Raw genomic sequence first — 21,320 nt, forward strand, 5'->3', positions numbered from 1 at the left:
TATTTGGTTTTAAAACTTCTTAATAGAAGTTTGGTTAGCTGTCATAAAGATAATAAAAATAACTTATTGATAATTAACAAGTTATTTACTTAATGAGTTGAGCTACTCTCCTGAGAAAATCTAGAAGTATCATTAAAATTAATTTTATAGTATTTTATGATATCTACAGTAGTATAACCGAAGTAAATTTAAAAACTAAAATTGCGTTTGATGATGAAGGGGTTTATTTTTTTCGCTTAAAGGTTCTTTAAGTAGAATTTTACATATTTGATAGTAACCATTTCTATATCCAGTTACTAATAAATTAATATCATTTGGAGACCATGAAGGAAGAATATCTTCAACATTATTATAAGTAACTTGAACTTTTCTTGTACCGTTATTACGCATGATAAATATTTCAGAATGTACCATGTCATTCACTTTAGCAGAATAAGCCACCCTGCTACCACGTACTTTAGACCAATTAGGGTATTCGCTATGATCTTTAAAATAGGTTAACCTGTTTCTATCTTCAGTAATAATGTTATAAGAATAAATAATATTACTTTCCCCCTGTGTGTTTCTATTTGAAAAATAGACAACATTGTCACCTCTAGGAGAAAAATGAGGGTATAAATTAATGTGCTTATTAGAAACAATTTTCCTTAATCTTTTACCTTTTAGCGAGCATATGTATAAATTAGTAACCTCTTCATTCTCTTTATGGCAGAATATAATTTCAACACCGTTTGGAGCAAATCGTGCAAATGATTTTTCCCCAAGCAAAGAAATAGGTATTTTTTTTACAGAATTGGTGTCAAAAGAGTAAATAAAAAGTTCATTACCACCATTTTTATCAGATTCAAATAAGATCATATCTTTATATGGATGCCATGTTGGTCTTCTGTCGTTGGACGCACTTCTAAATAATTTTTTCTGGCGTTTACCATTAATATCCATAGTATAAACTTGCCATCTGCCATCACGATTAGATTCAAATAGTATTTTTGTGCCACTATTATTATAGCTGGCATATCTATTATCAGAATTTGTATGCGTTAGTTGAACTTCTTTAAAGCCTTCATCTTGAGCTAATAAATAAGAGGTGGTAACCGGAAAAAGGGTGAGTACAATTAATACTTTAATAATATTCATTATTTATCTGATTTTCAAAGTAAATATTGTTTTTATAAATATAAGAATTATTTATTCTTACCTTTTATCGGATATGCTGGACGTTTCATAACTTTAGGAGGATTTTCCTTAAGTTGTTTTAGTGCAATCTCTATGGCTTTTTCCAATTGAGGATCTTCACCTTTTATTACTTTTACAGGTAATTGTTCTACTTCAATATCAGGAGCAACACCTTCGTTTTCAACTCTAAACCCGTCTTCTGTATAAAAAGCAACATTTGGAGCTGTTACACTGCCGCCATCAATAAATTCAGGATATCCTAATACGCCTACTAAACCTCCCCATGTACGTTTGCCAACAATGGTTCCAACTTTAAACTTTCTAAACATCCATGGCAGATAATCTCCGCCAGATCCAGCTGTTTCATCTGTTATCATGACTTTAGGACCCTGAATAGATGCGCTTGGAGACTTTAAATCTTTTCCATAACGGAAATTCCAATATGCTTGTTCTGGCTTTTTCAGGATATCAATGTAATAATCGGCTAATTGACCACCACCATTAAAGCGTTCATCAATTATAATTGACTTTTTAGTTGCTTGAGGAAAGAAATAACGCTTAAAGTACTCATGACCAGCGCCTGCTGTATTTGGTACATAAACGTAAGCTACTTGACCGTTTGTGGCCTTGTCAACTTTTCTAATATTCCCCTCTACCCAGTCTCTATTACGAAGAGCTCTCTCGCTTCCAACTGGTGTAACTTTTAAATTTCTTGAGTTGGAACCATCTGCACTTTTACTAACTTTTATAGAAGTGATTTTATTGGCAGTGTTTTCAAAGAGACTGTGTAGATTGTCATTTGAAGTTAGGTTTTTATTATTTACAGAAATGATATAATCTCCAACATTAGCATCAACACCTGGTTCTGTTAAAGGAGAACGTAAATTTGGGTTCCAATTTAAACCACCGTATATCTTTGTTATTCTATATCTGTTACTTTTTATTTCATAATCAGCACCTAAAAGGCCTCCATTTATTGTTTGTGGTCTATTCATTCGGTCTCCTCTACCAGAAAATCTATGGTGACCAACTCCCAGTTCGCTAAACATCCAACTCATCATTCTATATAAGTCACTACGGCAACTGACATGTGGCAAAAAGATGTTATATTTTGTTTTCATGGCGTCCCAATCAACTCCATGCATTCCTGGATCATAAAAATAATCTCGGTTCACTCTCCACGCTTCATTAAATATGTTATTCCATTCATCAATAGGATTAATTTTAACTTGAATGGCACCAGTTTTTAATATGCCTCCATCAGGTTTTTTACCTGTATCAGTGATTCCTATTTTACCATCAGCCCCATATAACATTTTGCCTCCTTTAGCAGCTATTTCATAGAAATTAGCAGGCATAATAGTTTCATCTTTTCTTTTCTTTAAACTGTATTTATGAAGTTTATTAGATCTTGAATGAGGTGCTCTTGATAAATAGTATAATTCACCTTCTTTAGGAGCGCTTAAATTTGAATAGTTTCCAGAAGGAATTGGAACATCAACAATTCTATTTTGAATATTATCCCAATCTATCTCAACAGTTTTCTTTTTTTCTTCTTTCTTGTCGTCCTTATCTTTTTTGTCATCTTTAGTGTCACTTTCCTTTGGTGTTTCGTTATCATTTTCTTTTACAAAAGGAGATATTGTTTCCTTCTGAAGTGTTACTAAATAAATGGAATTACTTGATTCCATATCCTGATTAGATTGATCAAACCAATTTACAACTGGTCCTGCATTAGTAGAAGCTAACATGTATAAGTATTTTCCGCTAGGATCAAATGTAGGATCTGAAATATTGGATAATCCATCAGAAATTGAATACGATTTGCTTTCTGAAATAGAGTAGAGATGAGCCTGTTCAAAATTAGTTTCTGTTATTGTAGTGTAAGCTATCCAATTAGAGTCTGAAGACCAATCACCAAAGAGTTCTCTATAAACGCCTGGAGTATACATCTCATCTGATGCTATTTTATTGATTTTACTAGTGGTAATATCCAAATAATAAAGACTTCTTCCATTGTCTACAAAGCTTAGTTTTTTGCTGTCTGGCGACCAGTGAATAAAGGCATAAAACCCATTTCCATTTATGTTAATCTTTTTAACTGATTCGGTCACAGTGTTTAAAACATGAATGGCGTACTCGCCAGATTCATCAGAAAAATAGGCAATAGAATTACCATCTGGAGACCAAGCAGGAAACTTTTCATGTACTCCAGTTGTGTTAGTTAAATTTTTGGGGTCTCCCTTTTTTGCAGGAACTGTTATTATGTCTCCTCTAAAATCGAACACAACTCTGGCTCCAGAAGGAGATATGGAACCACTTCTTATATAATTATCTCCAGAAACATAGCGAGGTCTTAGCTCTAGCAAATCTGTTTTGATATTTATATCCAGTTTTTTTGTTAAACCAGATGCTATATTGTGAACATGTAAATAACCAGCCTGTTCAAAAATAATATCCTTGTTACTTTTAGATAAGCTTATAATTGAAAAGTCTTTAAAGTTAGTGAGTTGAGATATTTCCTTGCTGCTAACTTTATAACTAAATAAATTAAATTCACCATTTCGGTCACTTATAAAATAAACGTAATCTCCAGCCCATTGCGGATTACTATCGTTGCAGCCACCAGCTGGTTTAGAAATCTCTTCTATTTTATGAGAGCGTGTATTATATATCCAAATACGTGAAATAGTTCCACCTCTATAATGTTTCCATTGATAGAAGGCATCATAAATGGGAGTATATGCTAAATGGCTACCATCACTTGAATACGAAGCCCAAAATGCGTTAGGCACTTTTAGTTGATTCACGGTTCCTCCTTTGTTGGATATGGTGAAGAGTTGAAAGTGTCTCCCGGTATGTGTATTTCTCTGTGAAGCAAATAGAACTTCAGAACCATCAGGCGAGAAATCTCGAATCAAATCTGGGTAAGGGTGCCACGTAAGTCGTGTTGGAATACCACCTGATACAGGAACAATGTATACATCAGTATTCCCATCGTATTGTGCATTAAAAGCAATTTGTGTTCCGTCAGGTGAAAATACCGGGCTTGATTCTACACCTTCATCAATGGTTAATCTCTTTGGGTTAGAACCATCTCTGTTTGCAACCCATAAATCTTCGGCATATATAAAGGCAATATGAGAATCACTTATTGCAGGTTGAGTCATCAACCGAGTACCTTGAGCATCAGCCGAAATTGTTGTTGTAAAAAGAGTTGTGAGAATGATTAATTTAGGGATAATCAATGATTTTAAAATTGTTTTCATTTTGATTGATTTAAAATTGAGTTATCTAAAGCGCTATTTTTTATTCAATATTTTCAATAAGAAAAATATAATTGTTAACGCACCAATAAATATAGCGGTTCCTATCATTTCTTCACGAGAAATATTTGATAAAAAATATGAGATTATAAGTATCGAAAGTAATGGTATTGTTATGCCACCAGGAATTTTGAAATTGGTTCTATCTCCTTTCTGAGATATCCTTAATTTAATTACTGATAATGCAACACCTAAATAAACTAATAACATAGCACTACTAGCGATAATGGCTAAACTTTTAAAACTACCTGAAATGGCCAGAGTAAATCCAATAATACCATAACAAATGATAGATATATAAGGTGTGGCGAAAGATTTGTGGATTTTTGATAGCACTTTTAATTTAATAATATTATCTCTTGACAGAGCATAAAGAATTCTAGGATTATTCAACACTGAGCCACTTAAAAAGCCAAACATTGAAATAATGGCACCAATAAAAAGGATAGTAAAACCTATAGGTCCTAAAGAAACCTTAGCAGATTCAGCTAATGGAGCTGCTTCAAAGTTAGGTAATGAACTTCCTAATAGTCCTTGTGATACAGATTGAATTAATATGTACAAAACAACTACTGTGGTAATACTTATAAAAATTGCTTTTGGAACAGTTTTCTTCGGATTTAGTACTTCACCACCAACAACTAATCCAGTTTCAGCACCTTGAAAGGCAAAAAACAAAATGAGGGCCGTTTCACCAATAGTACTAATTTCAGGAAAACATTCAATCTCCAAGTTGGTGAAATCAACTCCAATCCAGCCGATAGTAACCAGAATAAGAAGAGGTATTAGTTTGGCGACGGTATTAAATTTCACTAAACCAATGCCTTGTTTAAGTCCAATAATGTTTACATAAACCAATCCGCCAAAAATGACAAAAAGAAAAGAAACTCGTAACCATGTGTTTTCGAAAACAGGGAATGCAGAACCTATAATATTTATTAATGCATTTGAAACCGCCGCATCAGCAAATAGGGCAGCCCCAATTGCAAAAATACCACCTAAAAAACCTGCATAATTCCCAAAAGCCGTTTCAATATAAGTGTAGGGACCGCCAGTATTTGTGATTTTACTACCGGCTTCAGCAAAACAAAGCATAACAAGGGCAATTAAAATACCGCAAAAGATGTAGGCTACAATACTAGAGGCTCCCATTTTAGAGGCAATAATAGCGGGAAGTGCAAAAATCCCGGCACCAATAATGATATTAATAATGTTTGCTGATAAACCAACAACACCAATAGATCTTTTTAAACCTTTATCTTTTATATTCATACCTTAAAGATAGCTCAACCACCATTTTTTCTTATTGTTCGTTTTATAAATCATGTATTTTTTACTAGGAAAATACAGTAGCGTAACAATGAAAATCCACATAACATAAACTACAAATAGGGAGTAACCTTGTTTAGCAAGTGTTAAAATTGGTCTTCCTGTAGAGTTTGATAATATTTCTTGCCAGTTATCATTCAGTAAAATAACACCAAGAATGGCAAAACTATGTATTACAAATATGTGTAGGAAGTAATAAAACAGTGGTACTCTACCAAAAACTAAAAAGAAATCAGTGATTTTGTTATTTGCCTTTTCAATAGCATATAAGAATAGTAGTGAGGGACCAATAGTAATCAATAAATAACATAAAGAGGGAGGGTACTTGGTCACTTTAAAAAAGGACATCACAGTTTTTCCTAAAGTGTCTTGCACAGACCAAGGGTTTAAATCGCCATAAAGATTGACACCTCTAATGATAAAGAATAATAATACCGAACAAATACCTAATCTAAGTAACCATTTCTTTCTGATTTCCTTTAGAAACCCTCTGGTATACAATGAACCAAAACAATAACCTAGAGCAATTAAACCTATCCAAGGAATTACAGGATATGCAACAAAGGCAAACCGAGTTTGACTAATTGGTATGACATTTGGTTGATGTAACATGTACCAAAGAATAGATTTTAAGCTATTACCTTGCATTGTGATGCTATCTAACATGTTATGTCCGGCAACAAGAATAATACCGGTTATAAGAATGACCTTTTTTGGGAGTAGAATAATAAAGGAAAGGACTATCATGCCTATTCCAATAGCCCAAATAACTTGTAAGCCAATGAAACTATAGGTAAGATCAAATGTCCAATTAAGGCTATTTACAAATATTTCAAGAAAAACCAACCATAATCCTCTAGTAAATAGAAATTTAAAAAGTTGAGGTTTTGTCTTGTTGCTCCCATATAAATAGGCCGATGTTCCTGCTAAAAAAACAAAAACTGGTGCACAATAATGGGTTATAAACCTCGTAAAAAACAAAATTGGTGTTGTGGTTTCCAAATCTGTAGGGTTATTCATTGATGCGCCTAAATGGAAATAATCTCTTGTATGATCTAGAGCCATTAAAACCATAACAAGACCTCTTAAAATGTCTATAGATTGAATTCTGGTAGATTTGGGTTTAGACATTTATTGGTTTTAAAACTGAAAATAAATAAACTGCTCACCACTTCCTTGAGCTATAATCAATAAAAATGTCATAATGGCCCAAACCACACCCAAAACGTAAGGAGATGTTTTTAATGATACATCTTTCATGGAGGTATTTCTCATAAACCAATGACATAAAAACAATATTGCAATAACCGTTGTTACTTTAATAATAGTAAAGGTGTCAAGGATTTTTTCGCCACCGGTTTGCATATAAAACATTGACTTAATCATATCCCAAGCTTTTTCAAAGGTTCTTGCCCTGAAGAAAACCCAAGTTATATTTACACAACTAAAAGTTATAAAAGCTAAAAACATACCATTCCATTTGGTGATTTCAAATGGTAAGAATCGTCTCTGTAGGCGTTCTAATATTAAGTAAGTACCATGTAAACCACCCCAAACCATAAAGGTCCATGCGGCTCCATGCCATAAACCACCAAGTAACATGGTTATCATTAACGCTGCATACAAACGGGTAATTCCATGTCTATTCCCTCCTAAAGGAATATATAAATAATCTCTTAACCAGCTGGATAATGAAATGTGCCAACGTCTCCATAAATCTGAAAAACCAAGTGATGCATAAGGGTATTTAAAGTTGTCTGGTAAAATAATACCAAGCATTAAAGCGATACCAATGGCACAGGTTGAATAACCGGCAAAATCGAAAAATATCTGCCCTGAGAATGCTATAGTGCCAACCCAAGCGTCAATACCATGTAGTAACTTTGTAGACCCAAAAACATCATCAGATGTTCCAGCCAATAGCGTATCTGCCATGACTACTTTTTGGAACAACCCAATAGTTAGTAAAAACAAACCCCAAATAAATTGATTGGTAGTAGCTTTCTTTTCTTCGTAGAATTGTGTGATTAAGTCTTTTGCCCGAACTATAGGTCCTGCCACTAATTGAGGGAAGAACGTAACATATAATGCGAAATCTAGAAATGTTCGAGCACGTTCAGTTTTTCTTTTATACATGTCTATGGTATAAGACATTGTTTGGAATGTGTAAAAAGAAATACCCATAGGCAATAATATATCCATAGGTTTTGCCTGAAAATCTATTCCAACGCTATTTACTATGGTAACGAAATTTTCAAGTAGAAAATCACCATATTTAAAGAAGCCCAAAAAACCAAGGTTGACGAACATGCTCAGCATTAACCACATTTTGCGCTTCTTCTGGTTTTCCTCAACAGCTAACCGTTTTCCAGCTGTCCAGTCTATCATTGTGGAAATCCAAAGTAAAATAACTAATGGCGGATTCCACATGCCGTAAAAGACATAACTGGAAAGTAAGAGCATTCGTTTTTTGTTCGTCCAGTTGAGTATTTTGGAATAATATAGAGCAAGGACAATAATTAAAAATAGTATAAAACTTAATGAATTAAATAGCATGATTAGTTTGGTTTTTGGTTGGTTAATGCGTTATCTTCTTTTAAAATTCTAACTAGTTCTTTGGTGAAATAGTTAGCATCCTCTAATGATAGATGTGATTCTTCTGGACAGGTTAAATTTTTTAATTGGTCATAGTCTTCAAAATGGTAGCTCTTCACTTTAGCAACATTAACTAATGAATCCCAAAATTTTTCCCTTGGAAGCCCCATTTTTTCACCCATTCTAACACCGCCGCTAGAAGGTGGACGAACAAGAATAAGGTTTCCTCCTTTGTTTTTAAACTTTTCTACATCCTTCATAAAGAACTCTGTGGTTGCATTTTTGTCTGGTGGTGGAGCACCTTTACCAAAGAAATGCCATACCTTAATTATGGAATTGGCAAAAGCGGTATCTGTTACTGTTCTTGGCATCATACTCATGTTTCGTGGAATGGAAACATCCGCAAAATTGTAGAATGGAGGCTGAGCAGGAGGAGGAGTTCGTTCTCCCCAATGAACATTTCTTAATAACGATTTTAAATCGAGGTCGTCAGCCCATTCTTCCTCATCGGCAGACATAAGAACTAAATTCTGCTGCAAGGGTACAGACAATAAAAAGTTTGAGCGTTGTGCATAAGTTCCATCAAAGTAATGATCTACTTTAGATTGTGGCCTTTCCCAAGGAAATGCTTTTGGAAACGTAGTCGAGAAGAATAATCCCGGAGTAACTCCTACTATAACGGTTCCATTAAAGTCTGTATTGTTTACAATATCATGAAAGGTTGGAAGTGGGGAGGAACCAGTTGATGCCAATTGTAAAGGTACTTTTCCTGTTGATTTTTTCCATTGGTCTACCTGTATGTCGAAATACGCTCTGGATGATCCCAGTATGACGACATCGTCTTTTGTGGTCGATTCAACTTCAGATCGTGTCATGGCCCAAAGGGCTTTTTCGTCGTTTAGAGTAGGATGAAATCCTTTGGATCTCCAATACGTTTCCCAGGCTATAGTTGCAATTAGGGTAATTGCAATAGCGATGATTAGTGATTTTTTTAATTTCATTTTGGTTGGTTTATTGGTTAGGTATTTCGTTGTCTTGTTTTAAAATTTTTATTAATTCTTCTGTAAAATAGTCAGCATGATCCGCTTTTAAATGGGACCACTCAGGTAATGTAAAGTTTTGAAGTTGGGGATAATCTTCAAAGTGATATGCCTTTACACCTGCCTTTGCAACTAATTCATCCCAAACAGTGTCTCTAGGAGTAATTTTGTTTTCTATTTCTCTGAAGACGTCTGAAGATGGGCATCTAAGTAAAATAACATGACCACCTTTTTCTTTAAACTTTTCCAAATCTTTTAGAAAAAATTCCATGGTTGATTTTTTGTCTGGTGGCGGACCGCCACTTTCAAAAAAGAACTGCCATACTCGCTTTACTGTATTTGCATAAGTTGTGTCAGTTTCCATGCGCTTTTTCATCCTAACATTTCGATCAAGCCTTGTAACTGAAAAATCATGAAATGGAGGCATAGGGTCAATAGTCCTTTCTCCAATTTTTACTTTACCTATAAGCTCTTCTAGTTTAAGACCATCAACACCTTGAGCCTCACTAATATATGCAAAACTATTTTGAAGAGGTATTGATAGTTGATGGTTTAATCTCTGTGCAAAGGTTCTATCATGAAAATGATTTACTCTTGCTAAAGGCCATGCCCAAGGTTGTGCTTCAGGAAATGTGGTTGAAAAAAATAGAGGAGGTGTAACTCCAACTAAAATAGTTCCATTAAAACTGGACGTATTAACAATATCATGAAAAATTGGTAGTGGAGAACTACCACCACATGCTAACTGAATAGGTTTTCTTCCCGTTTTTTCTTTCCACTTGTCTAATTGAATATCAAAATGAACTCTTGATGAGCCAATGAGAACAATGTCATCTTTAGATAATTTATCTACTTTAGCCCGCTCTACTGCCCAAAGTGCATCGTTATCATCAACCGATGCAACAAACCCATTGGATCGCCAATAGAGTTCCCACCCTATGGTTGCAATAAGGGTAATTGCAATAGCAAAGATTAGTGATTTTTTTAATTTCATTTCGGTTGGTTGTGTTTTAGTGTTTTGTTAAATGCCCATCTTTAATTAATTGATTTACCATGTCTTTTGTGTAGGTTTTGGCATCTTTGGCACTCATATGAGACCAATCTGGTAGGTAGTGTTTAGACATGAAATCATAATCTTGAAAGTGATAAGTAGGCGCATCTATCTGTTCCACAAACTTATTCCATGCTTTTGCTTTGGGCATATTTTTTTCGGCATGCTTTAGCCAACCATCTTCAGCTTTATGTCTTATAAAAATGATTTTACCTCCTCTGTCTTTTAGCTTTTTTGTTAGGGATATTAATTCTTTAATACTCTCTGTTACATTCTTTTCCGTTTTTTCTGAATAGGCTGGTAAACCTGGAAGAGCCTTATCCCATTGGTCTGTGATTTCTTTTTGGTATTTAATATTATCTACCAATCTATCATACATGATTAGGTTTCTATCTTCATCATTATAACCTATCCTTACTAATTTAAAATCATTACTTGGCACCCTACCATCATCTAAGGTAATGGTTTTGATAAGAGATTTAAGATCTAGATCATTGTAACCATTGTTTTCTGAAGAAGACAGTAATACAAGATTACGCTGCAATGGTTTAGATAATATATGCCCCAATTTTTGTGCATTGGTCCTGTTATAGTAATGATCTACCCATTCTTGGGCAACTCTATACCTAAAACCTTTTTTACTACCAAAAACCCCTATAGGAACAACGCCTAAAACAATAGTACCGTTAAAGTCGGTATTGTTGATAACATCCTTTAAAACTGGTCCAGGGAGTTTACCATTAATGGTAAGCTTTATAGGATCAATACCTTGGGTGGCTTCCCAAACATGTGTGTTTAAATTATACCCTGTTCTAGACATGCCTATTAAGATAACATCTTCGGATGTGGCGGTCTCTACTTTTGCTCTTTCTTCAGCCCACTGATTTCTATCATCTTCTAAATAAGCAATGTAATAATCGGTTTGGGTACGCCAATAGAATTCCCAAATTGTAACGCCAACAAGGGTTAGTAAAAACGCAGTAATGAGAGCTTGTTTTAATTTCATTTTGGTTTGTCGTTTTTTTAAGTATGTTTTAAAGGCATCAAAGTAACTAGCATAGATTGAATGATAAAAAACGCAATAAACGGAATGACCAAATAGCCCATAACATCTCTCGCTTGAATTTTGATACCATTTCCCATAATTGGAAACACAAGTAATAAATAAAAAGGTTGCAATGCATTGGTTAAACTTTCTCCATAAGCTATTGAAATAGATGCCCTAGATATCATTGCAGTTATTTGGTTAGCTGGCAAGCCTGCACCAATATCTTTTACTGCATTAATAATACTAGGACCTATTACCGCAAATTCTCCACCTGCTGATGGAATAGCAAAATTTGCCAATCCGCCTGTTATAAAAGCATAAAAAGGGTATGTGTTAACTGTGGCTACGGAAGCCAAAAACTCTGCCAATTTTTCACCTAAACCTGTATATAGCATTATTCCCATAATACCTGCATAAAAAGGATACTGAAATAAGATGCCTGAAATATTCTTACTTGATCGCTTCATGGCAATGACAAAGCGCATTGGTGTTTTGTGTAGTAACATGCCAACAACTAGAAATATAAATATCATAATATTGAAATCTAATTGAAAACCATTAGTGTAAAAATGAAAAATAATGTATGTAAAACCCATAATTACTATAATAGCTTGAAGTATTATTCCATTATTCAAATTGTCTGAAAGGGATTTAAAAGGTAAATTTTGATTGATAGCCTCATCTTTTATGGAAACTTCTTTTTTTAAAGTTTTTGATTCAAGCATGTCGTTTATTTCTTTCCCTTTTGTGGATTTAGGAATCAAAAATAAAATCATTATAGGCCCTATTATTGCGTATAAAAAAATCATAACAATATTTAATCCAGAACCTAAAGTAACAGACGAGGGGATTGTGTTTGATAGAATACCAGCCTCAATTAAGTAATTGTTTTTTGTGCCTAATAAAAGTGGTATAGAACTTGACAATCCGCATACCCAACTTCCAGTGGTGAAATAAACACAAGCAACTAATAAAGGATAATTAATTCCTTTTATACGTATGGCTAATTCTCGTGCTAAGACGCAAGTAATAACTATCCAACCAAAACTTATAAGTGCTAAAAGTGCACCAATTAACATTACAAAAAAATAGACTTGTTTAGGAGTTTTAATGTATTTGGTCAGATTATCAATACCATTTTTTACATTAGGTGAAAGTGCAATGGAAAAACCAGTTATAATAATCAGTACAATTTGCATCCCAAATTCAAGTAAGGACCAAAAACCATCATACCAAGATTGAATTATTTTTAACGGTGTTGAACCAAGCCAAATTAAGGCAGTTAAGCCTATTATTAATGTTAAGAGCATCGCAAAAACAAATGCATTTGGCATGTATTTTTGGAATAGTGTTGAAAACTTATCACCTAGATTAGTAATCATAATGGTTAGCTATAAGGTGTATTAAAATTTATTTTTTAATAGCCTCACTCACATGTTTTGTGTCAACCATTTGCTGGAAACTAATAGCTTTCCCATTCTTTAGTTGCCATAAATGACTCATTTGTGCATTAATTGAAGCACCATTTTTTTTGTACTTTCCTTGGTAACGACCCGTTGCTAAAACATAATTGTTTGACATATCATGAAGTTTTAAGTCAACTAATGTGAAATTATCCCAATCACCACCAACGCGAGCAAAAACACCATTTAGAACGGCATCTGGACCTATGTATGGGTTGTTGTCAGCGTAGGGGAAGTTTTCAGCTTCATTCCAAACAATATTTGGGTCTAGAGCAGATAATACATTAGGTATATCTCCTTTTGCAAAGGCTTTATACATAACATCAATTATCCCAACATTTTCAGGAGAAGAAACAATTCCCAATTGTTGCATAAACTGCAGGTTATCCATAAAATCTTGTTCCTGAGCAATCTTTCCATCCTTCATTTTTACAAGAGTAACTCCACTTAAATCTACGGTATTACCAGTTGCCGGCATACCAAAGAATTCTCCAGTGTTCGTACCCTTAAAATTCCATTGTTTCATAATGTTATCTCCTTGACCAAAGATGTTTTCAATAGTAAATTCAATATCAGAGAATCCGGTAGTAAAATTGGAATAATAGGCTTTAAAAGCTTCAATACCAACTACATTTTCTGGACTTGAAACTAGAGTAATATTGGCGTCAAAATTAGTATCATTAATCAATTCTAAGTTTCCTTTATTAATGACTTCATCCCAAACATTGGAATACATAGTTATGTTTTTTTCTAATTGTGCATCTTTACAAGACATTGCACAAATAAACATAGAGCATAGAAGAAGTTTTAAACTGGTTTTCATTTTTGGTTGGTTTTAGTGGTTAATTATTTTTGCTTTGAAATGTACTTAATAAAGATAGACATAAAAAAGTCCAACACATAGATGGACTTTTTTATGCTCCACATAATTTTAAAACTAATTAGACATAGCTTTGTTAAGACTATACATGTATGACCAATCAGTTGAAACGGAAGCTCTGAATTTTGCCCTTAGGGCGTCAGTCTTCTTTTTACCGTTGGCTTTTTCATAAACTTTCCAAACACCATCTCTTTTTACATCTAAATCGGCGAAGTTTTTATAAGGAACGGCAACAAAATAATCCGCTACTTCAGGTGCTCCTCCCATAACATTATACCATATAGCTCTAGTACCATCTGCTGTATTTTTCAAGGCAGTAGACGTTTCTTTTATACACTCCCTAAAACTTGTTGAGTTTTCTGTTTTTACATTATAAACCCATACTAATTCGGTACCTTCTGGGAATGGCCCTGATCTACTATAGTCTGGCATAGACCAAGCTAAATTATAATTAATACTTTTAACATGCGGCATAATTAAATTAACAACAATCATTCTGCATTCTTTTCCAGCAGCATCGCCTTTTTCATCCATTTCGGCCCAATTTGCCATAATGCTTGTCATAGTATAAACGGTACCCTCGCCTTGAACACGTTTCCACATATTCCATTTGTCTTCGCCATTATTTTCTAAATAACACTCTTTCCATGCCTTTACCCCCTCAATAAACTGAGCATTATGGCCATTTTTTACTGTGATTTCTGATAGATTTAATAATACGGATTCATTCTCTTGTGAAACTACTAAAAGAGGTAGTAGCAGCATTAAAAACAATAATTTTCTCATAATCTTGATTGGTTTAAATTAATTAATATATAAAAGTGTTAGAACCATTCTAACATCATTTGTATTAAAATTAATTTAGGGCTATTGTTATTCTTTGCTATTACTAAGTAAGGGAAAATCTAGTGATAGATTATTAAATCTAGAATTTAAATATAATTCATTTTTTACATGTTTCAAAATTCTACAAAGAAGGCAGTACCAATTTAAATGTTTTATACTTATGCTTTTTTTAGGTTTAGTGTTTGTTTAGGCATTTCAGATTTTTATTAGAACCAAAAGCTAAACTGTACTTCTATGTGAAAAATTTTGAATAGATTGTTTATGTTTAATAAAGTTTATAAACTGGATCATAATCATTGATATTAATGGAGCAATTGCAATTAATAAGAAAATTTGTTCCCAACTAAAGGATTCTTTTAAAATACCAACTAAACCCGCACCATAGGCTCTTCCCGAATTAGAGATTGCCATATAAAGCGTAAATTGCGTAGCAGCAATTGTTTTATAACTTAATTTCATTCCAGATGAAAAAAATGCTATACTTAAGAATGTAGCTAATAAAGTTGCTAATAATATAAATCCGAATATATACTGGTTATATCCCCAGAGAGCTGATGACATACCTATAATTGCAAGTAAACTAATTGTTAATATGAAGTAAATAGTGATCATTTTCTTTTCTCCAAAAAAATCTACTAAAGCACCACCAGCAAACATTCCGAATATACCACTTATTAAAGTTGTAATGGAGTATATTTCTGAATAGGAAGTATTACTCCATCCTAGTTCTTGGATGGTATAAATTGGTAAAAGTGTATCAACTAATCCATTTAACATGCCATTAAAACATATCCCTATAGCCATAAATATACTTGATGGAAGAATTATCACTTTAAAAAGATCTTTAAATATTTTTATCCAACTTTTTAGTTGAACAGACTTGGAATATTCTGAAACTTTACCTTTAGTCCATGGCATTAATTTTTCGCCAGGTCTTTCTCTAAATAAAATAGGGACTAAAATAAAAAAAGCAAATGCGACAGACATAAAAGGAATTGCTGTTGAAAAACCAAGTGAGTTAATTAATGCTGTTCCAATAACTAGTGTTGCAGAAACTCCAATGGTTTTAGAACCCCACATAAGACCATTGGCACGTGCCTGTTCATTTTCTGGTATAACTTCTACGGCCATACCATCTGTTGCTACATCTTGAAATGCACCAAAAAAGCTAATGAAAAACCCTGCTAACATTAAACCATCCAAATTGTTTAAAGGGTCTGGAACAAATCCAATTGATATAAAACTTATAATTAGACCAAATTGGCCAAAAATCACCCACGGTCTTTTGCGCCCCATAGATAAAATAGTGAAACGATCCATTAAAGGGGCAATAAGGATTTTAAAACTCCATGGAATACCAATAACGGCAAGAAAGCTAGCAATTTCCATTGGAGTTTTGTTATTAATTGCTAACCAAGCAGGAATGGCGTAAAATGTGATTCCTTCTGGAGCTCCTTGAGCCATGTACAATAGCGAGAAATTAATATACCTTAAAATGGGGTTTTCGGTTAAAAACAAATTATATTGTTTTTTTACCTGAGTGTTTCTTATTTTCACTTGGTTGCATTTTGTTAATTAAGTAATGATTAAAAAATATTGATTTAATAATGATTAATTATTGGTAACAAATGCTGTTAAAAATGTGAATAGAAATTTGTTTACGAATTTTAAATAGAATGGTTAACTGTTTGATGTATTCAAAACTTGAATTTTGCATATTTAGTCTTTTCATTATTAATGAGCATTATAAAAAGACCTAGGGAGAGATTATAAATGTAGGTAAAAACTATTTATAAAAAAAATGTTCAACTTTTGTTAAGTTTTTGTTGCTGCTTAATAGTAAGCGTACTGCCATCATGACTCCATCCTGGAGCACCAAAAGCATACATGAATTTGTGATACCAATTTTTGGATTTTTTCATGTCCTTCCATATATCTCTATACTCATGTGTTAGAATAACTAAGGGATTGTATGAATTTGGGGCATGAGTTACGCCATATTTAATCTCAATATTTTCATCCAACTCTTTCCAAGTACCAAACATTTTGTCAAAGATGTTTAAAAAACCACCATGATTTTTGTCCATATACTCAATGTTTTGCGCGTGATGTACCTGGTGCATTGTATGGGTATTCATGAATTTTTCAATGAATCCTAGTTTCGGGATAAATACGGAATGTAACTGGAATTGCCACAACGCCTCAATTCCCAAACAAACTACAAGCATTTCTGGAGGAAAGCCTATAGCCGGAATCCACATATAAAAAAAAGGTTTATAAAAAATGGTAAACCAACCGTTTCGTACCGCTGTACCTAAATTAAAATTATCTGAAGAATGGTGTACAATGTGTGCAGCCCAAAGAAAACGCACATTATGGTTTTGCCTGTGAAACCAGTAGTAACTAAAGTCGTCTGCTAATTGACAAAACAGCCAAATATACCATGCATACCCAAACGACTCCCAGCCCATAATATTGGTACGAATACCATTAATTTCTGGATTGAAAACCTCATATACATAATTGAAAAGAACAATAGCAGCAATTGTTTTGGTAAGTGGAGCAATAATGGTAGAACCTATACCCATTGTAAGGCTTGCCGCTAAATCTTTCCAATGATATAAATCTTTGCTTTTTTTATTGTGTTTGCTATAAGCTAATTCTAGTAAGATGAGCCCAAGAAAACAAGGAACACCATAAACCAGAGGGTTGGTGAAATTCATTAAAAAGTATTTTAATCATCAAAAATAGATGGAATTTAATAATAAAACGCATTTCATTCTGGATTATTTGAAAAAAAGCTCAACATTAATGTTGAGCTTTTTTTAACTAAGATTTAAATGCAATTTATTTAACCAATTGCTTTTCTTTTTTTATAGAGAAATCTACTTCAACTTGATTTTTTATAATATCTTCAAACGTTTCTCTTTTTCTAATTAAGTGGGCTTTGTTTTTATACCATAAAACTTCGGCAGGTCTAAATCTAGAATTATAGTTACTGGCCATTGAAAAACAGTAAGCACCTGCATTTTTAAAACACAACACATCACCTTCACTTATTTCATTAATGCGTCTATTATTTCCAAAAGTATCTGTTTCGCAAATATATCCTACTACCGTATAAAAACGCTCACGCCCTTTAGGATTAGAAATGTTTACAATGTCATGGTGTGACCCATAAAACATTGGTCTTATAAGGTGATTGAAACCTGAGTCAATTTGTGCGAATACCGTTGATGTTGTTTGTTTAACTGCATTTACCTGTGCCAAAAAACTACCAGATTCACTTACTAAGAATTTACCTGGTTCAAAAGCTAATGTTAATTCCTTTCCGTATTCTTTACAAAAGTCATTAAACCTAGCAGATAGTTTTTTACCTAATTCTTCAATATTGGTTTCAATGTCACCCGCTTTGTAAGGTACTTTAAACCCTGAACCGAAGTCAATAAAATCTAGATTTTTGAATTGTTTTGCGGTTTCAAATAAAATTTCGCTTGCGTACAAGAACACCTCAATATCTAAAATATCACTTCCAGTATGCATATGAATACCGTTAATCGTCATTTTAGTATTTTCAACTATTCTTAAAATATGAGGAATTTGATGAATTGAGATTCCAAATTTCGAATCAATATGACCAACAGAGATATTAGCATTTCCTCCAGCCATAACATGAGGGTTAATACGGATACAAACCGGTACCTCTGGATGCTTTGTACCAAACTGCTCTAAAATAGAAAGATTATCAATATTTATTTTAACACCTAATTTTGCTGCTTGTTCTATTTCATGTAAAGAAACCCCATTTGGTGTAAAAATTATTTGATCAGGCGAGAAACCAGCTGCTAAACCAAGTTGTACTTCTTGTAAAGAAACAGTATCTATACCTGAACCTAATGAATGCAAAAGTTTTAAAATGGATATATTAGACAATGCTTTAACAGCATAATTTATTTTTAAATTCTTTACATTTTTAAAGGCACTAGTTAGCCTATTGTACTGCCCTTCAATTTTTTCGGCGTCATAAACGTACACTGGGCTTCCAAAATCTTGTGCTATTTTAAGCAATTGATTTTCCGTCATAATTTTCTAATTTTTGCCAAAGATATTTTATTCAATTGAATAAAAAATAAATAAATAAAAAATTATACAAATTAAACAATCTGTTAATTATTTAACATGTTAAAAATATAGCAAGTTTTCGCAATTAATTATTAGTGAAAGTAATTGCTATTATATACATTTGCTATTCTTAAAATATTGAGCAAATTATGAACTTACACGAATATCAAGGTAAAGAAATATTAAGCAGTTTTGGAGTCCGTATACAACGAGGAATTGTTGCCCAAAATGCTCATGAAGCTGTAGCTGCTGCAAAACAATTAACCAGTGAGACCGGAACTAGCTGGCACGTAATTAAAGCCCAGGTACATGCTGGTGGACGTGGTAAAGGTGGTGGCGTTAAGCTTGCTAAAAATTTACAAGAAGTTGAAGATATAGCAGGACAAATTATTGGAATGGATTTAGTGACCCCTCAAACATCTGCTGAAGGTAAAAGAGTTCATCAAGTATTGGTGGCAGAGGATGTTTATTATCCGGGAGAAAGCGAAACAGATGAGTTTTATATGTCTGTTTTATTGAATAGAGGTACTGGGCGTAACATGATCATGTATTCAACAGAAGGAGGAATGGATATTGAAACTGTGGCAGAGGAAACTCCACATTTAATTTTCACAGAAGAAGTTGATCCCTCTGTTGGTTTATTACCTTTCCAAGCTAGACGAGTAGCCTTTAACCTTGGTTTATCAGGTTTAGCATTTAAGGAAATGACAAAATTTGTTATGGCGCTTTATACTGCTTATGTGAATTCTGATTCGTCTTTATTTGAAATCAATCCGGTTTTAAAAACTAGCGATAACAAAATCATGGCAGTTGATGCTAAAGTTACTATTGATGAGAATGCACTTTATAGACATAAAGATTATGTAGATTTAAGGGATTTACGTGAAGAAAACCCTATTGAAGTTGAAGCTAAAGAAGTTGGTTTAAACTATGTTGATTTAGATGGGAATGTTGGTTGTATGGTAAACGGTGCAGGTTTAGCAATGGCAACGATGGATTTGATTAAACAAGCAGGAGGTGAGCCAGCAAACTTTTTAGATGTTGGTGGTACAGCAGATGCAGCGCGTGTAGAGCAAGCCTTTAAAATTATTTTGAAAGATCCTGCAGTTAAAGCTATCCTAATTAATATTTTTGGTGGTATTGTACGTTGTGATCGTGTGGCACAGGGTGTAATTGATGCTTACAAAAACATGGGTAATATAGAAGTTCCTATTATTGTTCGCTTACAAGGAACCAATGCTGATATTGCTAAAGAATTAATTGATAATTCTGGTTTGGCAGTATTAAGTGCTACCGAGTTTCAGGAAGCAGCAGATAAAGTTCAAGAAGTATTGTCTTAAGACATAATATCATATTTATTAAAAAGAGCAACATTAATTGTTGCTCTTTTTTTGTACGTTATTTTCACCTTTTTTAGGCATAGGGCCTCTTAAGTGGATTACTAAACCATTTAGGAAATTACGTAATATTTGATCACCACATTCCATATATTTAGGGTGATCTTCTCTTCTAAAAAATGCTCCAAGTTCACTTTTAGATATTCGGAAATCAACAAGTGATAAAATTTTTATAATATCATCATCTCTTAATTTAAGAGCTACTCTTAATTTTTTTAAAACATCATTGTTTGTCATAAAAAAGGATATGTTTTTTAAGATTCATGTCTTTTGTGAATTTTCTTTTATTGCTTGTTATGACAAGCGTTTTTTAGTTATGTAAAGATACTTTTTATTATATCATTAGCATGACAACTACTTTTTACTGAAAAAAAATAGTGTAATTAACTGTAAAACAAATAATTAAAATATTGAAAATTCGAAAAGTTTATGTCATAAAACACAAAGCAATTGAGGAACTATTATAGAAGTTAGAGATGAATTATATGAAAATAACGATTAAATACGCCTTGATTTTCGATAAGATACATTATATCAACGATTATAAAATAATGATTTTGAGTAACTTTATAGCATAATTAATTAATCCCTCTTCATGATGATAAACAGAGTAGAAAAATTGAGTCTGCTTTCTGAAATGATTGCGTTTGCCAAATACGATAAAGAGATAAATGTTATTGAATATAACTTTTTACTAGGTGTTGCTAAACAACTGGGAATTATCAGATCAGATTTCGATTATTTAATTGAACACCCCGTTACTTATACGCACTTAAAATCCCATAGTGAGCGTATTGTACAGTTTCATAGGTTAGTTTTATTAATGAATATTGATCAAGAAAGTAAGGATAATACTGTTGTAGTGACTAAATTATATAACTTTGGTTTGCGGATGGGTTTAAGTCATGAATCTATTACTAAAGTATTATATCTGATGGAAAGTTTTCCTAATAAGATAGTCCCACCAGATGTTTTAATAGATATTTTTAAAACACAGTATAATTAATAATCTGCTAAGTATTTATTAAGATATTGTGTTGTATGAAA

Annotated in this window: 17 protein-coding genes; 2 read left to right on the forward strand and 15 right to left on the reverse strand. The window is 33.1% G+C overall.

Annotated features, from left to right (window positions below; genetic code table 11):
* Positions 1–195 precede the first annotated feature (195 nt).
* The 14 genes from FUA22_RS04680 to lysA all read right to left on the reverse strand — a co-directional run bounded on the left by FUA22_RS04680 (position 196) and on the right by lysA (position 18,837).
* Complete coding sequence (locus FUA22_RS04680; protein ID WP_147766655.1) at positions 196–1,137, reverse strand: PD40 domain-containing protein; 942 nt, start codon at positions 1,135–1,137, stop codon at positions 196–198.
* A 47-nt stretch (positions 1,138–1,184) separates the two neighbouring features.
* Entirely contained in the window at positions 1,185–4,445 is a 3,261-nt protein-coding gene (locus FUA22_RS04685) for a S41 family peptidase (protein ID WP_147766656.1), read from the reverse strand.
* Positions 4,446–4,478: 33 nt separating this feature from the next.
* The gene (locus FUA22_RS04690) at positions 4,479–5,774 is read right to left on the reverse strand and encodes an APC family permease (RefSeq protein ID WP_147766657.1); all 1,296 of its coding nucleotides are present in this window, start codon (positions 5,772–5,774) and stop codon (positions 4,479–4,481) included.
* A 3-nt stretch (positions 5,775–5,777) separates the two neighbouring features.
* Positions 5,778–6,962, reverse strand: coding sequence for a DUF1624 domain-containing protein (locus FUA22_RS04695; RefSeq protein ID WP_147766658.1), 1,185 nt, complete (start codon positions 6,960–6,962; stop codon positions 5,778–5,780).
* Positions 6,963–6,971: 9 nt separating this feature from the next.
* Positions 6,972–8,294: an MBOAT family O-acyltransferase gene (locus tag FUA22_RS04700; RefSeq protein WP_241664754.1), complete on the reverse strand. Its 1,323-nt coding sequence runs from the start codon at positions 8,292–8,294 to the stop codon at positions 6,972–6,974.
* A gap of 95 nt (positions 8,295–8,389) precedes the next feature.
* Positions 8,390–9,427 carry a hypothetical protein gene (locus FUA22_RS04705; protein ID WP_147766660.1) on the reverse strand — a complete coding sequence of 346 codons (1,038 nt, stop codon included), beginning with the start codon at positions 9,425–9,427 and terminating at the stop codon, positions 8,390–8,392.
* A 10-nt stretch (positions 9,428–9,437) separates the two neighbouring features.
* Positions 9,438–10,460 carry a hypothetical protein gene (locus FUA22_RS04710; protein WP_147766662.1) on the reverse strand — a complete coding sequence of 341 codons (1,023 nt, stop codon included), beginning with the start codon at positions 10,458–10,460 and terminating at the stop codon, positions 9,438–9,440.
* A gap of 16 nt (positions 10,461–10,476) precedes the next feature.
* The gene (locus tag FUA22_RS04715) at positions 10,477–11,523 is read right to left on the reverse strand and encodes a hypothetical protein (protein WP_147766664.1); all 1,047 of its coding nucleotides are present in this window, start codon (positions 11,521–11,523) and stop codon (positions 10,477–10,479) included.
* 17 nt (positions 11,524–11,540) lie between these two features.
* On the reverse strand, positions 11,541–12,947 hold the full coding sequence (locus FUA22_RS04720; protein WP_147766666.1) for a short-chain fatty acid transporter: 1,407 nt from the start codon (positions 12,945–12,947) through the stop codon (positions 11,541–11,543).
* Positions 12,948–12,975: 28 nt separating this feature from the next.
* Complete coding sequence (locus FUA22_RS18575; RefSeq protein WP_170309844.1) at positions 12,976–13,851, reverse strand: ester cyclase; 876 nt, start codon at positions 13,849–13,851, stop codon at positions 12,976–12,978.
* A 114-nt stretch (positions 13,852–13,965) separates the two neighbouring features.
* Complete coding sequence (locus tag FUA22_RS04730; protein WP_147766668.1) at positions 13,966–14,694, reverse strand: hypothetical protein; 729 nt, start codon at positions 14,692–14,694, stop codon at positions 13,966–13,968.
* Between the two features lie 279 nt (positions 14,695–14,973).
* Positions 14,974–16,311: an MFS transporter gene (locus FUA22_RS04735; protein ID WP_147766670.1), complete on the reverse strand. Its 1,338-nt coding sequence runs from the start codon at positions 16,309–16,311 to the stop codon at positions 14,974–14,976.
* Positions 16,312–16,559: 248 nt separating this feature from the next.
* Complete coding sequence (locus FUA22_RS04740; protein ID WP_147766672.1) at positions 16,560–17,477, reverse strand: sterol desaturase family protein; 918 nt, start codon at positions 17,475–17,477, stop codon at positions 16,560–16,562.
* A gap of 124 nt (positions 17,478–17,601) precedes the next feature.
* A complete protein-coding gene (lysA, locus tag FUA22_RS04745; RefSeq protein WP_147766674.1) occupies positions 17,602–18,837 on the reverse strand; it encodes a diaminopimelate decarboxylase in 1,236 nt (411 codons plus the stop codon).
* A gap of 188 nt (positions 18,838–19,025) precedes the next feature.
* On the opposite strand from lysA, the gene sucC reads away from it, so the two are divergent.
* Positions 19,026–20,216: an ADP-forming succinate--CoA ligase subunit beta gene (sucC, locus tag FUA22_RS04750; RefSeq protein ID WP_147766676.1), complete on the forward strand. Its 1,191-nt coding sequence runs from the start codon at positions 19,026–19,028 to the stop codon at positions 20,214–20,216.
* Between the two features lie 33 nt (positions 20,217–20,249).
* On the opposite strand, the gene FUA22_RS04755 is transcribed toward sucC, so the two are convergent.
* Positions 20,250–20,510, reverse strand: a complete 261-nt coding sequence (locus FUA22_RS04755) for a DUF1456 family protein (protein ID WP_147766677.1) — start codon at positions 20,508–20,510, stop codon at positions 20,250–20,252.
* 361 nt (positions 20,511–20,871) lie between these two features.
* Here FUA22_RS04755 and FUA22_RS04760 point away from each other — a divergent pair, with 361 nt between their 5' ends.
* A complete protein-coding gene (locus FUA22_RS04760; protein ID WP_147767432.1) occupies positions 20,872–21,279 on the forward strand; it encodes a TerB family tellurite resistance protein in 408 nt (135 codons plus the stop codon).
* Positions 21,280–21,320 lie beyond the last annotated feature (41 nt).

Source organism: Seonamhaeicola maritimus (genome assembly GCF_008056315.1).
Taxonomy (GTDB): Bacteria; Bacteroidota; Bacteroidia; order Flavobacteriales; family Flavobacteriaceae; genus Seonamhaeicola; species Seonamhaeicola maritimus.

Excerpts from the sequence above, each read along its gene's own strand:
- FUA22_RS04680 (WP_147766655.1), bottom strand. The coding sequence starts at position 1,137 with ATGAATATTATTAAAGTATTAATTGTACTCACCCTTTTTCCGGTTACC.
- FUA22_RS04685 (WP_147766656.1), bottom strand. The coding sequence starts at position 4,445 with ATGAAAACAATTTTAAAATCATTGATTATCCCTAAATTAATCATTCTC.
- FUA22_RS04690 (WP_147766657.1), bottom strand. The coding sequence starts at position 5,774 with ATGAATATAAAAGATAAAGGTTTAAAAAGATCTATTGGTGTTGTTGGT.
- FUA22_RS04695 (WP_147766658.1), bottom strand. The coding sequence starts at position 6,962 with ATGTCTAAACCCAAATCTACCAGAATTCAATCTATAGACATTTTAAGA.
- FUA22_RS04700 (WP_241664754.1), bottom strand. The coding sequence starts at position 8,294 with ATGCTCTTACTTTCCAGTTATGTCTTTTACGGCATGTGGAATCCGCCA.
- FUA22_RS04705 (WP_147766660.1), bottom strand. The coding sequence starts at position 9,427 with ATGAAATTAAAAAAATCACTAATCATCGCTATTGCAATTACCCTAATT.
- FUA22_RS04710 (WP_147766662.1), bottom strand. The coding sequence starts at position 10,460 with ATGAAATTAAAAAAATCACTAATCTTTGCTATTGCAATTACCCTTATT.
- FUA22_RS04715 (WP_147766664.1), bottom strand. The coding sequence starts at position 11,523 with ATGAAATTAAAACAAGCTCTCATTACTGCGTTTTTACTAACCCTTGTT.
- FUA22_RS04720 (WP_147766666.1), bottom strand. The coding sequence starts at position 12,947 with ATGATTACTAATCTAGGTGATAAGTTTTCAACACTATTCCAAAAATAC.
- FUA22_RS18575 (WP_170309844.1), bottom strand. The coding sequence starts at position 13,851 with ATGAAAACCAGTTTAAAACTTCTTCTATGCTCTATGTTTATTTGTGCA.
- FUA22_RS04730 (WP_147766668.1), bottom strand. The coding sequence starts at position 14,694 with ATGAGAAAATTATTGTTTTTAATGCTGCTACTACCTCTTTTAGTAGTT.
- FUA22_RS04740 (WP_147766672.1), bottom strand. The coding sequence starts at position 17,477 with ATGAATTTCACCAACCCTCTGGTTTATGGTGTTCCTTGTTTTCTTGGG.
- lysA (WP_147766674.1), bottom strand. The coding sequence starts at position 18,837 with ATGACGGAAAATCAATTGCTTAAAATAGCACAAGATTTTGGAAGCCCA.
- sucC (WP_147766676.1), top strand. The coding sequence starts at position 19,026 with ATGAACTTACACGAATATCAAGGTAAAGAAATATTAAGCAGTTTTGGA.
- FUA22_RS04755 (WP_147766677.1), bottom strand. The coding sequence starts at position 20,510 with ATGACAAACAATGATGTTTTAAAAAAATTAAGAGTAGCTCTTAAATTA.
- FUA22_RS04760 (WP_147767432.1), top strand. The coding sequence starts at position 20,872 with ATGATAAACAGAGTAGAAAAATTGAGTCTGCTTTCTGAAATGATTGCG.